This window comes from Mucilaginibacter metallidurans, from assembly GCF_003286435.2.
Classification (GTDB): domain Bacteria; phylum Bacteroidota; class Bacteroidia; order Sphingobacteriales; family Sphingobacteriaceae; genus Mucilaginibacter; species Mucilaginibacter gossypii.
Genome location: NZ_CP043449.1, coordinates 427,330 through 440,853 on the forward strand (window position 1 = coordinate 427,330; position 13,524 = coordinate 440,853).

Annotated in this window: 12 protein-coding genes; 7 read left to right on the forward strand and 5 right to left on the reverse strand. The window is 42.7% G+C overall.

The genetic code is table 11. The features are described 5' to 3' along the window. Position 1 precedes the first annotated feature (1 nt). The 3 genes from DIU38_RS02030 to DIU38_RS02040 all read left to right on the forward strand — a co-directional run bounded on the left by DIU38_RS02030 (position 2) and on the right by DIU38_RS02040 (position 2,237). On the forward strand, positions 2 to 1,063 hold the full coding sequence (locus DIU38_RS02030; protein WP_112652897.1) for a polysaccharide deacetylase family protein: 1,062 nt from the start codon (positions 2 to 4) through the stop codon (positions 1,061 to 1,063). A gap of 9 nt (positions 1,064 to 1,072) precedes the next feature. Further along, positions 1,073 to 1,534, forward strand: a complete 462-nt coding sequence (locus DIU38_RS02035; RefSeq protein WP_112652898.1) for a DUF4265 domain-containing protein — start codon at positions 1,073 to 1,075, stop codon at positions 1,532 to 1,534. A 160-nt stretch (positions 1,535 to 1,694) separates the two neighbouring features. After that, entirely contained in the window at positions 1,695 to 2,237 is a 543-nt protein-coding gene (locus tag DIU38_RS02040) for an AAA family ATPase (protein ID WP_112652899.1), read from the forward strand. Positions 2,238 to 2,489: 252 nt separating this feature from the next. On the opposite strand, the gene DIU38_RS02045 is transcribed toward DIU38_RS02040, so the two are convergent. Together DIU38_RS02045 and DIU38_RS02050 are read right to left on the reverse strand one after the other, a co-directional pair. Further along, complete coding sequence (locus DIU38_RS02045; RefSeq protein ID WP_112652900.1) at positions 2,490 to 3,167, reverse strand: LolA family protein; 678 nt, start codon at positions 3,165 to 3,167, stop codon at positions 2,490 to 2,492. A gap of 69 nt (positions 3,168 to 3,236) precedes the next feature. After that, entirely contained in the window at positions 3,237 to 5,849 is a 2,613-nt protein-coding gene (locus DIU38_RS02050; protein WP_112652901.1) for an FtsK/SpoIIIE family DNA translocase, read from the reverse strand. A gap of 274 nt (positions 5,850 to 6,123) precedes the next feature. Between DIU38_RS02050 and DIU38_RS02055 the strand changes: the two genes are divergently transcribed. Both DIU38_RS02055 and DIU38_RS02060 read left to right on the forward strand, forming a co-directional pair. Then, positions 6,124 to 6,771, forward strand: a complete 648-nt coding sequence (locus DIU38_RS02055; RefSeq protein WP_112652902.1) for an ankyrin repeat domain-containing protein — start codon at positions 6,124 to 6,126, stop codon at positions 6,769 to 6,771. Positions 6,772 to 6,899: 128 nt separating this feature from the next. Further along, positions 6,900 to 7,883: a GlxA family transcriptional regulator gene (locus DIU38_RS02060; RefSeq protein WP_112652903.1), complete on the forward strand. Its 984-nt coding sequence runs from the start codon at positions 6,900 to 6,902 to the stop codon at positions 7,881 to 7,883. A 119-nt stretch (positions 7,884 to 8,002) separates the two neighbouring features. On the opposite strand, the gene DIU38_RS02065 is transcribed toward DIU38_RS02060, so the two are convergent. Beyond that, entirely contained in the window at positions 8,003 to 9,037 is a 1,035-nt protein-coding gene (locus DIU38_RS02065; RefSeq protein ID WP_112652904.1) for a sterol desaturase family protein, read from the reverse strand. Positions 9,038 to 9,349: 312 nt separating this feature from the next. On the opposite strand from DIU38_RS02065, the gene DIU38_RS02070 reads away from it, so the two are divergent. Together DIU38_RS02070 and DIU38_RS02075 are read left to right on the forward strand one after the other, a co-directional pair. Continuing rightward, the gene (locus DIU38_RS02070; protein WP_112652905.1) at positions 9,350 to 9,730 is read left to right on the forward strand and encodes a chorismate mutase; all 381 of its coding nucleotides are present in this window, start codon (positions 9,350 to 9,352) and stop codon (positions 9,728 to 9,730) included. Between the two features lie 278 nt (positions 9,731 to 10,008). Then, entirely contained in the window at positions 10,009 to 11,469 is a 1,461-nt protein-coding gene (locus DIU38_RS02075) for a glycoside hydrolase family 30 protein (RefSeq protein ID WP_112652906.1), read from the forward strand. 53 nt (positions 11,470 to 11,522) lie between these two features. On the opposite strand, the gene DIU38_RS02080 is transcribed toward DIU38_RS02075, so the two are convergent. Further along, the gene (locus DIU38_RS02080) at positions 11,523 to 12,404 is read right to left on the reverse strand and encodes an endonuclease/exonuclease/phosphatase family protein (RefSeq protein WP_112652907.1); all 882 of its coding nucleotides are present in this window, start codon (positions 12,402 to 12,404) and stop codon (positions 11,523 to 11,525) included. A gap of 237 nt (positions 12,405 to 12,641) precedes the next feature. After that, on the reverse strand, positions 12,642 to 13,466 hold the full coding sequence (gene purU, locus DIU38_RS02085) for a formyltetrahydrofolate deformylase (protein WP_112652908.1): 825 nt from the start codon (positions 13,464 to 13,466) through the stop codon (positions 12,642 to 12,644). Between the last annotated feature and the right edge of the window lie 58 nt (positions 13,467 to 13,524).

Consider the following 13,524-nt stretch of genomic DNA (forward strand, 5'->3'; position numbering starts at 1 on the left):
GATGAAGAACTTACTACTCACAGCAACATGCATTGTTTTTAACATTGCCGTTTATGCACAGCAAACCAAAACCTATGCCGAAAAGCTTGGCTGGCCTAAAGGCGCACGTGTAATTATCCTGCATGTTGATGATGCCGGCATGTCGCATGAATCGAACGAAGGGGTTGAAAAAGCTATTGGTGAGGGTGTAGCCACTTCAACCAGTGTGATGATGCCCTGCCCCTGGGTACCAGATTTTAAGCATTATATGGATCAGCACCCGGGAATTGATGCAGGGCTGCATTTAACCTTAACTTCCGAATGGAAAAATTACCGATGGGGGCCGCTTGTGGGAAAAAGTTTAGTTCCGGGGTTGGTGGATAAAGAAGGCGCTTTCTGGCCCGGAGTAGTCGCCGTTTATTTCCATGCTACTGCCGATGAGATTGATAAGGAGATCCGCGCCCAGCTTGACCGTGCCTTAACCATGGGCTTTATACCAACCCATCTCGACTCGCATATGGGTACTTTATTTGCCAAGCCGGCTTTTCTCGAAAAATATATTAACCTCGGCATTGAAAAAAAGATACCGGTAATGCTGCCCGGAGGCGAGGATCTTTTTTACCGCGAGGAAGCAAAGAATGCTACGATAGCACAGCTTAAAAAAGATGGTAAATATACTGAAGGAATGACGATACCCGAACCTGCCGAACTGGCAAAAGCGCGTGAGCTTGGCGACGTAGTCTGGAAAGGAGGTTTGCCGGTACTGGACGATCTCGATAATTCAAGTTATGACTGGGTAATGCCAGAAATTGACAAGGCTACCGATAAGGAACTGCAAAAATGGTATACCGATCATTATATCGAAAACTTCGACCGTTTTTCGCCGGGATTAACGGTGGTGCTGATGCACTGCACACAACCATCACCGCAATTTAAAAATATCTGTAACGAAGGCCAGAAACGGAAAGGCGACCTGCTGGCCATGACCGATCCTCGCCTGAAAGCCTATCTTAAACAAAAGGGTTTCATTGTAACTACATGGAAAGAGGTAATGGAGCGGAGGGTTAAGGTGAGAAATGAGTAAGTTTGTTTTATGGCTGATGATAAACATGTAAAAATACTATTTAGGTTATACAGTAGCATTTTAGAAGAGATGACAGTAGAAACCATGTGGGCTAAAGTGGTTAATGAAGAGCAAGGGCTTTATGCGTTGGATAATATCCCTTTTTATCTGCCGGTCATAGCATCCGGTGATATAGTATTTGCGGAATATGATTCAGATGAACAAATGCTCGCCTACCGTGAAACAAGGGAATACTCCGGTAATTCAACCATTCATGTGATTTTAATGAACGATGCCGTCGATCTCAAGAGCATTGGTAAATTATTTAAAGAAATGGGATGTAACTGGGAGGGTATGGGTGATAAATATTTTGCCATGGATGTACCAGCTTCGATTGATTACCGCTTAGTTAAAGCCCGACTAGAGGAATTGAGCAAACCGGAAATTATCGGATATGCAGAATCGTGTTTATCGGGAGGGCATCAATATTAGCCACCTGATTTTTTACTCAATACGTTGAGTAATTTTACTCAGTGTATTGAGTAAAATATAAATTACGGCAAGGCAGGCTGGTTTTTAGTTCGTTTTTGGAATTTCATTTACCCTGTCTTTAGTGAATATTTAGTTATTTGCAGAACAATCTACCTGTTTTATGCACATCAACATCTTCGGCGCTTCAGGCTCAGGAGTAACTACACTCGGCAATGCTTTGAGTGAGAAGCTTAACTACCCCTATTTCGACAGCGATCATTATTTCTGGTTCCCTTCCGCTCCTCCTTTTACTAACCGGCGACCGCCTGAAGAACGAAATGCTATGATTAACAGAGAAATGGCCGGTAATGAAAACTGGATCCTTGGCGGGTCCGTCATCAACTGGAACAATAACTGGCGATTTGGCCTGTCGGTATTTTTATATATCCCGCCAGCCATCAGGATTCGGCGTTTGCAGCAAAGAGAGCTTGAACGTTATGGAGATATTATCTATACCGATAGGGAGCGAAATAATCTTTATAATGAATTTATTGATTGGGCACGCGGTTATGATGAGCTCATCACCAACAGCCGAAGCCTGCATTCGCATAAGAATTGGATGAATAAGCTCACAACTCCTTTGCTGATTATAGAAGGGGATACTACCGTGGAGGAAAGGGTGGAGGCTGTTTTAGGGAAGATTGGAGAATTAAGTTTTAAATAAAAACAGAGCGGTGGCAGGTGGAATAAAAAGTCATGTCGTTGCGAGCGTAGCGCGGCAATCTCGTAGCCAATGCATGTCCGATTTGTATTGCTATGAGATTGCCACGTCGCCCCAAATGCTATTGCCCATGCCGCTCCTCGCAATGACATAGGTTTTAAAGCGGCGGCAAAAACCAATAAAAAAAGCGGAAGGTAAAACCCCCCGCTTCAAAATATCTCAATTCTCATGTCTCAGATCTCATCTCTAAAAAGACTACCTCAAATCTACCACCTCAACGCCCGGATGGCCTTTGGCATCCCAGGCAAAAGTTGCATCAGGAGCGGGTACATTGGGAGTAAAGGTGCGTACCGTGTACGTGTACCTGTTGCCGTTTTTATCAAACAATAAAGCGCTATAGAGCTGTTTTTTTGCTTTATCGATAGTAAGCTTCACTTTAAAAATGGCTTTTTTATCATCTTCGGGCGTAAGCTCAATATTTTGGTAAGCTTTACCGGCAATTTTTTGCTCGCCTGTATACAGGTATTTAAACCCTTTTTCATACATGGTAAAAATCTGGGCAGGGTTGCTCAATCCGTCGCCGCTTTTGTCAGCGTCACTTACCTGTACTTCTTTATCTTTTTTAAGGTATGTCCACTGGTTTTTGCCGTCGCTCAAAATTTCTTTGTCTACTTCGGGTTTTGCGGCTGCGCTGTAAAGGGTAACGCGGTATTTACCGGTTTTCGCCCTTGATATCAGGGTGCCGGTTTGCGTTTCTTTAATATTGGCCTGTTGGTTATTCAGGCTAAAGGTAAAATCAGTTTTAATAACATCGTACGACCGGTATTTTTGGCTTACCTGGTTTAAAATCGCTTTTGCCTGGCTGTCTTTTTGTGCAAAGGCAGTGCTGTATGTACTTATTGCTAAAATGGTATATGCTATGATCTTTTTCATTCAGTTTTATTCAACAACAACTATTGTTATTAATAGTTATTGGATTAGAGTAATTAAATTTTGCTTGGTTTAATCTTTAATTGGTTTTTGCAGTGTTTCGAGGTAGCGCTCAAGGCTGTATTCGTCGGGATAGAGTACATCACGGGCCTTGCTGCCTTCAAACGGGCCTACAATTCCGGCTGCTTCCAACTGGTCAATGATGCGGCCGGCGCGGTTATAGCCGAGTTTCATTTTGCGTTGGATAAGCGATGTTGAACCCTGCTGATGCAGTACAATTAAACGGGCGGCCTCCTCAAACATCGGGTCGCGGTCATCAGGATCATATTCTTTGGTGCCGCTGCTGGCTTCACCTTCTCCCACATATTCGGGCAGGTACATGGCCGATGGATAACCTTTCTGGTTGCCGATAAAATCAGATATAGCTTCAACCTCCGGCGTATCCACAAATGCACACTGTAAACGGATCAGGTCGCTACCTGTTGAAAATAGCATATCCCCGCGACCGATCAACTGATCAGCGCCGCCAGCATCCAGAATGGTGCGCGAATCGATCTTAGAAAGTACCCTGAAGGCCAGCCTTGACGGGAAGTTGGCTTTGATAGTACCGGTAATGATGTTAACAGAAGGGCGCTGCGTTGCAATAACCAAATGTATACCCACCGCACGGGCCAACTGTGCGATACGGGCAATAGGCATTTCTACTTCTTTCCCAGCAGTCATCATCAAATCGGCAAACTCGTCAATTACCAAAACTATAAATGGCAGGTAACGATGTTTTTCGGGGTCGCTGATTTTGCGGTTCACAAATTTGGCGTTGTACTCTTTCAGGTTGCGTACCTGCGCGTCTTTCAGCAGGTCATAACGCTGGTCCATTTCAATACAAAGCGAATTGAGCGTGTTTACTACCTTTTTGGTATCGGTGATGATGGCATCGCCATCATCAGGCAGCTTAGCCAAAAAGTGCCTTTCTATCTTACGGAAAAGCGTAAGCTCCACCTTTTTAGGATCAACCAGTACAAATTTGAGCTCGGCAGGGTGTTTTTTATACAGCAGCGATACCAGGATGGCGTTAATACCAACCGATTTACCCTGGCCGGTGGCTCCGGCAACCAGTAAGTGTGGCATCTTGGCCAAATCGGCAATAAATACTTCGTTAGATATGGTTTTACCTAAAGCGATAGGTAGGTCCATCGTAGTATTCTGATATTTTTCTGTGGATAGGATAGAGCGCATCGAAACCATCTCAGGATTTTGATTAGGCACTTCAATACCGATGGTACCCTTGCCGGGCATAGGGGCAATGATACGGATGCCTAATGCGGCTAAACTTAGTGCGATATCATCTTCCAGGTTCTTGATCTTGCTGATCCTTACACCCGGAGCAGGGATGATCTCATATAAGGTAACTGTTGGGCCAATGGTTGCCTTGATCTTATCAATTTCGATATTATAGTGGTTCAGTGTTTCAACAATTTTGTTCTTGTTGGCTTCCAGCTCTTCGGCATTAACCGAAATTTTGTTTGATCCGTGGTTTTCTAATAGCTCCAGGTGAGGCAACTTGTATGAAGCAAGGTCGAGCTTATGGTCATAAATGCCAAACTTGCTCAACAGGTCATCCTGTTTGGCTTCATCAGCCTGTTCAACACTTAATTCGGGCAGAGGCCTGTTGGTATCAATGGTGAGCGGGATTTCTTCTTCCTCTTCGGGTTCGTGTTTAATTGTATTTTCAGGACGCAACACCACAGGTTCATGATATCCGGGCATTTGTTCCATAGGAGGGTGCCGGAGTGGTGATGGAGGTATAAGCGGTTCCTGTACCATGGGCTCGGGCATGATGCTGCTTACATGGGTTTCGCGGATGTTGTTATTGCCCCGGGGCCATTCAAGCGGCATTGATGGCTCTTCATCAATCAGTTCAACAGGTTCAGGTGCTATCTCATCAACGCTCATAGCTGCAACCGGGCGATTTTTACGCTGGGGTATTTTAAAGTCGATGTTATAGGCTATTACCAATACGGTAAGTGCCAAAAACACCAGCAATCCGCCGGTACCCGCTTCACCTATCTGAGCCGCAAGTAAGCGGTTAGTCCAAAAACCGAAACCGCCTTCAAGGTAGTGGGGATAATCAATCACAAATGAATGAAAATAAGCTATCGACACAGAAATAAAAACAATGCTGAATAACGAATATGCAAGTGTTTTACGTATAGAAAATAGCCGCGCTTTAAACAGCAGACGATATCCTACAACAAAAAACACAAAAATAAAAAGGAATGAAGCTACGCCAAACCACTCATAAATAAACTGATTGGATAATAACGCGCCAAACTTGCCCAGCCAGTTTTGCGCCCTGATGGTTGGATCGCTCAGGTCGGCAATTTCATGAACGGTAGTGCCTGTTGAAAGGTTATGCCAGCCGCCGTTTGTTTTGGAAATATAGCTTTGGTCTTCCTGCCAGGTAAACAGGTATGATGTAAAAGCAATGAGGAAAAAAATGGATAATAGCAGTGAAAACAAACCTGCTATTTTAACAGCCTTGCCGTTTTCATAGTCATAGTCAAAGCTGGGCAGTTTAGGTAATTTCCTGCCTTTCGCCCGTTCCTGTTCGGCCTTGCCGCTTTGGCGAGGCTGATTTTCTCCCTTGAAATTATTTGATCTAAACTGGTTTCCTTTTGCCGGCATCCTGATGTAACAATCGTTTATGTGCAAACTTACGTAAAATTTCACCTATGTGAACTTTGCAGTTACACCCGGTAAATATTTTATATAAGATTCAGTAACCTGCAAAAAATTACAGGCCGAATGAATATAAAGTTAACAGATTATATAACTTATTGGCAACATTTTTAATTTTTTAGTATAATTGAAAAACAACATTTACCCGTAACATAAACGTAAATTTAACAAAGTGAATATAATAGCGCCGTTAATAGTAAACGCTTTACTTAACTAAGTAATGAGCATAGAAAGACTGGAAGAATATATCGCATCCGCCGATTTAGATAGCATCAATACCCTGCTTGGCCGAGATCCTGCGCTGGCTACTCAAAAAACAAGCCTCAGGGTATCGCCGCTTATGCTTTCGTGCTATTATAAAAAACCGGAGGTTACCGGTTTGCTGTTAAATTATGTAAACGATATCAATTTGTTTGAAGCGGCTGCGGCAGGCAAATTTGATACGGTTGCCCACCTGGTTACTACTAACCCAAATACTCTTGATGATTACGCCGAAGATGGCTTTACTGCTTTAGGGCTTGCCTGTTATTTTGGGCAGTTTGATGTTGCGCGCTACCTGGTGCTCAAAGGCGCAAATGTTAACCTGCAATCAAATAATGGTTTCAACGTGTTTCCAATTCATTCGGCGGCAGCAGGTAATTATACTGAGATTGCCCGTATGCTCATTGAAAACGGTGCGAAGGTAAATGTGATACAGCAGGCCGGTGCCACACCGCTGCATTCGGCTGCACAAAATGGTAACCTGGAACTCATTATCCTGTTGCTGGAAAATGGTGCCGAGCTTTTTATACGCATGGAAGGCGGCAAACTCCCCGCCGACCTGGCCCGCGAAAAAGGTTTTGAAGAGATAGCTGAAATTTTGAGTTGATGTTTAAACGCTTAATTTTAAACTGGTTAAGTGATAGCTTTTTATCAATGATCCGCGTTTTTTAAGGCTTATCGCATGTTTTTGTGCCGGGTGCTTTTATATATTTGTAATAACCTGAATTATAACAAATGAAAGAAATAGCGCTGCTTATTCACGAAGACATTAATCTTTCAACCATATCGGGCGTGTTGGATATGGTGAGGCATACTAACCGTTTTTTGGTAGAAAGCGGCAAAACCGAGGCCTTTAGTGTAATGCTTGTAGGCGAAAAAATAAACAATAACCTGCTTTATTTCCCTGCCCAGTTTACCGGTTTTAAAACCATTGATGAGATCAAAGATATCGATCTGGTAATAGCCCCTGCGTTTTATGGTCCGCCTGATTTGGTGATGCGTAAAAACAAAAACCTGATCGACTTTATTAGGAACATGTACAATAAGGGCGCGGAAGTGGCCAGCCTGTGTTTCGGCAGTTATTTTTTGGCCGAAGCGGGTGTGCTTAACGGAAAACCGTGTACTACACATTGGGTTGCTGTTGATGATATGAAACGCCGCTATCCGGATGTGAATATTTTACCCGATATGGTAACCACCGATAAAGACGGCACTTATACCAGTGGCGGTGCTTTTTCAAGCATGAACCTGATCCTGTACCTGATTGAAAAATATTGCGGAAGGGATACCGGCATCTGGGCCAGTAAAATGTTTTCGCTGGATATTGACCGTACCAGCCAGGCGCACTTTAAAGTGTTTGAAGGGCAGCACCAACATGAAGACCAGGAAATTATGCGCTCGCAGTTATTTATCGAAAATAATTACCACCTGCCTATTTCGGTAGAGGAGATTGCCGGACAAACCAATATGAGCAAGCGTAATTTCATTCGCCGGTTTAAAAGCGCCACGCAGAATACACCAATGGAATACCTGCAGAAGGTAAAGATCGAATCGGTAAAAAAAGGATTGGAGAAAACCAATTTCAATATCAGTGAGCTGATGTATAAAGTTGGTTATAACGACCTGAAAACGTTCAGGAAGATCTTTAAACGGATAACAGGACTAACCCCGCAGGACTACAGGAGTAAATATTGCAGGAGGGCGGTGTTGGAGAATTGAATGCCCCTCTAAATCCCCCCCGGGAGGGAGACTTGAAAAACTCTTAAGCCCTCTCCTTTGGAGAGGGTTGGGTGAGGCTCGTTGTTTCGTACCTCAGTGACACTTTCATAGTATGGGTTTTAAACAACTTCAGCTTTACTTTCTTTTACCTTATTAGTTTTTTCTTGCTCCTCAAGCGATTCAAAATAGGCCTTTTTAACCACAGTTGTCATTTTATGATCGCCGGTATGGCTCCAACCGGGGGGCATTATAACGTACAGAAACTTGTTTTTAATACCGGGCGCCTTGCGTACATCTTTGGCCAGCGCTATGATCTCGCCAAAATAAGCATCCAAAAAGCTGTTTTTAATCATGGGGCGACTGATGCCATATTCAATAGGGATCTTGCGGTCTTCATTTTGGAAGGTGCCGAAAACTTTATCCCATATCGGTAACAGGTTACAGAAATTGGTATCCATATATAATGGATTACGCGCATGATGTACCCTGTGATGCGATGGCGTAAGTACGATTCTGTTGAGGAAGCCAAGGCGTCCATCCTCTATAAGATTTTCACCAATGTGGATCATTGATCCCCAAAAACCATCCACAAACATGATCACAAACAACATCGGCGGGTTTACACCCAATAAAATACAGATGCTGGTACGTATGAGATCTGCATAGGGACCTTCGAGAAAAAAATGGGCGTACGTAACCGAAAGGTTCATGCTTTCGGGCGCATGATGGGTTGAATGCAGGCACCATAAGATCCTCACTTTGTGTGCAAGATAGTGGTACCAAAAGTGCGCAAACTCCCAAACTATGTAGCCGTAAATAAACCAGTACCAGGTAAACGTGGTTTTGAAAATAGCAAACCGCGAAAAAAAGCCGATACAAAATCCCACCATGGCAATGGAAAGTACGCTGCCTATAAAAGCATTTAGTACATATGTCCAAAAAGAAATCTTGTAATGGATCACCTTAAATTTTTTGTAAAAAGCGCCCCTGATGATCTCAAACACCAGCAATACAGGTAGCATTGGGCCTAACAAAGCCGTAATACCATCATAGGTAAGTAGTTTGCCATAATCGCCCGATTTGATGATGGTATACAATCCGCCGAGGCCGAAAAATCCAGTAATATGCTCGTATATCGCTTTTAAAAAATCCATATCAAAAATTAGGTTTACCGGTAAAATGTTTTATTCAAATTTAGGAAAATTAATTGTATATATGTAGGTACATGTAAATTCTTTGAACGAGTATTAACATCACGCATCACGGCTGACCTGCCTGTGCTCTTCGGTCCTTTTTATTATCACTGATAAATTAGCTTATTAAAAAAATGAAAAGAAATGAGGGAGCATCAAATAAAAAGGTAACGAGTGTAGTGATACCAGAAGTGAGTAACTCTGCATCAATCCCGAAACAATCCATTAACAGCAAGGTTATTTCTCTAAATTTGCCTCAAAAAATCGTCTGATATGAAATTATTTAACCGCGCTTTTATATTATTTTTAGTGTGTATGATCCGGTACAGTTTAGTTAACGCCCAATCAACACCTATGATCCAAACTTCTGCCAGCAATCCACTACAAAACAACCGGATCAAAATTGATTCCATCGATAAAAAATTGATAGCCTTACTGGGCGAACGCGAGAGGGTAGTAAAAGAGATAGGTATTTACAAAGCAAAAAACAATATACCGGCTCTCCAAGCCGACCGTTTTAAACAGGTACTGGAGAAAACTGTCGAAGCCGGAAAACAGGAAGGGCTCTCCGCCACATTCATTACCGAACTTATGAACGCTATCCATAAAGAAAGCCTGCGCATTGAGGAAGAAATTAAGGCCCAAAAACAATAGCCGGTGTAAAAAATACACCATACTTTAAAATGCATTTTAGCGCATCAAATCTGTAAGCAATTCGCTTGTTTATTATGGCATAATATTCTTATTATCAATTTATTAAAATAAAATAAAATTTGGTATTAAGGCGTATCAATTTTCCCGGAACGACCTTTTGATGTGATAATTTATATCGGGATTTTTGCTTTTTTTTAATTAAGTTTAATAAATTTGACAACTCCGGTTAGCCACAGTCCAGGCTTGTAACCAAGCCGGTAAGCCTATTAATTAAACTCATGCAAAAAAAGTATTTAATTGCCTGTTTCATCGCGGGCGGATTATTAAAGATTGGCTTTGTCAGCGCCCAGGGTAAAGCGCCTTATTCGGTAATGGGTAAATCGGTCAAGGTGATTGTCTCTGAGCAAAAAGCCGGATATAAATTTAAAGAAACCGAAACCCTGAAGTTTGCAGATAAGTCTCAACCCGCGGAAACAGAGGTGGCAGTTTTTATTGATCCGTCCAAAACATTCCAAACGATGATAGGAATTGGCGGTGCGCTTACAGATGCGGCAGCCGAAACTTATGCCAAACTGCCAAAAGATAAACAAAAGGAATTTTTAACTGCTTACTATAATAAAGCCAAAGGCATTGGTTACTCCTTTGGCCGCACCAATATTCAAAGCTGTGATTTTTCGAGCGATAGCTACAGTTATGTAAAATATGGTGATAAGGAATTAAAAACCTTTGATATTAGTCATGATAAAACCTACCGGATTCCTTTTATTAAAGCGGCCGCAGCGGCTGCGGGAGGTAAACTGACCATGTTTGTATCACCCTGGAGCCCTCCTGCTTTTATGAAAGATAATAACGATGTACTGCATGGAGGTAAGCTCAAAAAGGAATTTGATCAAAGCTGGGCCAACTTTTACGTTAAGTTTATTAAAGCTTATGAAAAAGAAGGGGTTCCTATATGGGGCCTTTCGGTACAAAACGAACCGATGGCTAAGCAAACATGGGAATCATGCATGTATACTGCCGAAGAGGAGCGTGATTTTGTAAAGAACTTTTTAGGCCCAACCCTGCAAAAACAAGGCCTGGCCGATAAAAAACTGATAGTTTGGGACCATAACCGAGATTTGCTTTACCAACGCGCCAGCACTATCCTGGAAGATCCTGCAGCGGCCAAATACATCTGGGGTATCGGTTTCCATTGGTATGAAACCTGGACCGGGGCAGGCCAAAATTTTGAAGCTACCCGCCGTACCCATGAAGCATTCCCAGGCAAAAACCTGGTATTTACCGAAGGTTGTATCGAAAAATTTGATTTCAACAAGATCAATGACTGGTCGCTTGGCGAACGTTACGGCCTTTCAATGATCAATGACTTTAATGCCGGTACCGTTGCCTGGACCGACTGGAACGTATTGCTTGACGAAAACGGCGGGCCAAATCACGTAGGTAACTTTTGCTTTGCCCCGGTACATGCCGACCTGCGCAACGGAAGCCTCATCTACACCAGTTCATATTATTACATCGGCCATTTCTCTAAATATATTCACCCCGGTGCGAAACGCATTAGCGCGGTAGCCAGCAGGGATAAGCTGTTAACAACCGCTTACCAAAACCCCGATGGCTCAATTGCAGTGGTGGTAATGAACAAAACCGATGAAAAAATAGATTACAGCCTTTGGATAAAAGGAAAAGCGGCAGGCACTACTGCCCTGCCGCACTCAATTGCTACACTTATAGTGAAGTAATCTTTATAAAAATCTTTAGTTTAATCAATCAACTAAATCTCTGGTATGGTGGGTCATTTATGATCCACCATTATCATTACCGGGAAATGGTCGCTGGGCTCCTTAGCCTCATATTTATCCGATCCTTTAGCCTTTGCCCTGTAGGTATCCGTTAAGATCCCGTATCTTTTTACCGTAAAATCTTTGGTAACAAAAATATGATCGATGCGGCCGCTGGTTTTACCATTAGCATCAAAATCATTAAAAGTACCATTGGTAGCATATTTTATGGGCGATAGCTCATAGCTATCCTTCAACGTCCCCGAGTTATTGATCACCGCGTAGCTGTCAGACGTTTGATCAACATTAAAATCGCCTGATAAAATAGCAGGCGAGTTACCGCCTAAGTCTTTCACTTTTTTCAATACCAGTTTTGCGCTCTCACGGCGGGCAACAACACCTATATGGTCCATATGCAGGTTAAAGTAGTAAAACTTGTAACCGGTTTTTTTCTCCTGAAAATATCCCCATGAGCATATCCTTGGAAGTGCGGCATCCCAGCCTTTGTTGGGCTTGTTGGTAATCGGCGCCATCCAGAAATCGCCATGTTTCAATAGTTTAAATTTATCTTTTTTATAAAAAATGGCCGAGAACTCGCCGGCAGTTTTACCATCATCACGGCCTATGCCGGTATAAGCGTACTGCGGCATGGCCTGTTTTAAACTATTAAGCTGGTGTATCAAGCCTTCCTGGGTGCCAAAAATATCCCAGTCATGAAAGCGGATAAGCTGTGTTATAACCGGTTGCCGCTGTTTCCAGCCATTGCCTCGTACTGAATCATCGTTTGTAGCATTGTCATTACGTAAATTATACGTGGCAATAGTAAGCTGATGTTGGCCATAACTTGCTGAAACAGAAAGTGTAACCATAAACAATAAAGAAAGTAGTTTTTTCATAGTAAATTTTTAGATAAGATGCCAACGGCACTTGAACAAAGTTAAAAGTAAATATTACGTTATAACATAAGTTATACACTGAAGAGTATTTAACCGGCGAAAACTTACGGGGGGGCAAAATTTTGTAAGCCAGGAGTAATTCTATTCAGAATTTAAAGAAACATGCAAGGACGCCGATAACAAGCTTAGCCTGGCATTAGCTGGTATCGCTACTATCCCGAACATTGGCGGGTGAGTTTACTCAAACACTACCGTTTTGTTCTTATACACAAATACCCGGTCTTCAAAAACAAGCTTCAACGCTTTGGCTAATACGGCGGTTTCCACTTCCTGGCCGGCTTTTACCATGTCTGTCCAGCTATATGAGTGGTTTACCGGAACAATTTGCTGGGCAATGATCGGCCCTTCATCCAATTCATTTGATACGTAGTGCGCTGTTGCCCCTATGAGTTTCACACCCCGTTCAAACGCTTGTTTATAGGGATTGGCGCCTATAAACGCGGGTAAAAACGAGTGATGGATATTAATGATCTTCATTGGAAATTCAGCCACAAACCGGGGCGACAGGATCCGCATAAATTTAGCCAATACCACATAATCAGGAGTGTATTGCTTAATGGCACCGATCACCTGTTGTTCAAACTCAGCCTTGCTTACCTGTTCATGGCTGATATGATAAAAAGGAATGTCAAATCGCTCGCATATGTTTTGCAGCTTGGCGTGATTACCAATAACGCATTGCACGCTTGCGCCCAGGGTATTAAAGTGGTTACGCACAAGGATATCGCTCAGGCAATGATACTCTTTGGTAGCCAGTACAATCACTTTCTTCACGGGCTCAGGATTTACTGAAATATAAGCCCCTTCGGGCAGTATCTTACGTAATGAATCTTCGAGGCCGGCGTCGTCGCCTTGTTCAACTTCCAGGCGCGTAAAAAAAACATTTTCGTTATGATCAACATGCTCACGCATGGAAACTATATTGAGCAGGTGTTTGGCTAATGTTGCAGATATGGCCGCCACAAGGCCCACTTTGTCTTTACACTGTATTACAATAATCATGGTTTAATGATACAAAGAATTTTGCTGAATATACAACAGGCATTTCCCTTTAAGTTAT

What these genes read in the sequence shown, in the direction of transcription:
- DIU38_RS02030 (WP_112652897.1), top strand. Translation starts at nt 2, where the DNA reads ATGAAGAACTTACTACTCACAGCAACATGCATTGTTTTTAACATTGCC.
- DIU38_RS02035 (WP_112652898.1), top strand. Translation starts at nt 1,073, where the DNA reads ATGGCTGATGATAAACATGTAAAAATACTATTTAGGTTATACAGTAGC.
- DIU38_RS02040 (WP_112652899.1), top strand. Translation starts at nt 1,695, where the DNA reads ATGCACATCAACATCTTCGGCGCTTCAGGCTCAGGAGTAACTACACTC.
- DIU38_RS02045 (WP_112652900.1), bottom strand. Translation starts at nt 3,167, where the DNA reads ATGAAAAAGATCATAGCATATACCATTTTAGCAATAAGTACATACAGC.
- DIU38_RS02050 (WP_112652901.1), bottom strand. Translation starts at nt 5,849, where the DNA reads ATGCCGGCAAAAGGAAACCAGTTTAGATCAAATAATTTCAAGGGAGAA.
- DIU38_RS02055 (WP_112652902.1), top strand. Translation starts at nt 6,124, where the DNA reads ATGAGCATAGAAAGACTGGAAGAATATATCGCATCCGCCGATTTAGAT.
- DIU38_RS02060 (WP_112652903.1), top strand. Translation starts at nt 6,900, where the DNA reads ATGAAAGAAATAGCGCTGCTTATTCACGAAGACATTAATCTTTCAACC.
- DIU38_RS02065 (WP_112652904.1), bottom strand. Translation starts at nt 9,037, where the DNA reads ATGGATTTTTTAAAAGCGATATACGAGCATATTACTGGATTTTTCGGC.
- DIU38_RS02070 (WP_112652905.1), top strand. Translation starts at nt 9,350, where the DNA reads ATGAAATTATTTAACCGCGCTTTTATATTATTTTTAGTGTGTATGATC.
- DIU38_RS02075 (WP_112652906.1), top strand. Translation starts at nt 10,009, where the DNA reads ATGCAAAAAAAGTATTTAATTGCCTGTTTCATCGCGGGCGGATTATTA.
- DIU38_RS02080 (WP_112652907.1), bottom strand. Translation starts at nt 12,404, where the DNA reads ATGAAAAAACTACTTTCTTTATTGTTTATGGTTACACTTTCTGTTTCA.
- purU (WP_112652908.1), bottom strand. Translation starts at nt 13,466, where the DNA reads ATGATTATTGTAATACAGTGTAAAGACAAAGTGGGCCTTGTGGCGGCC.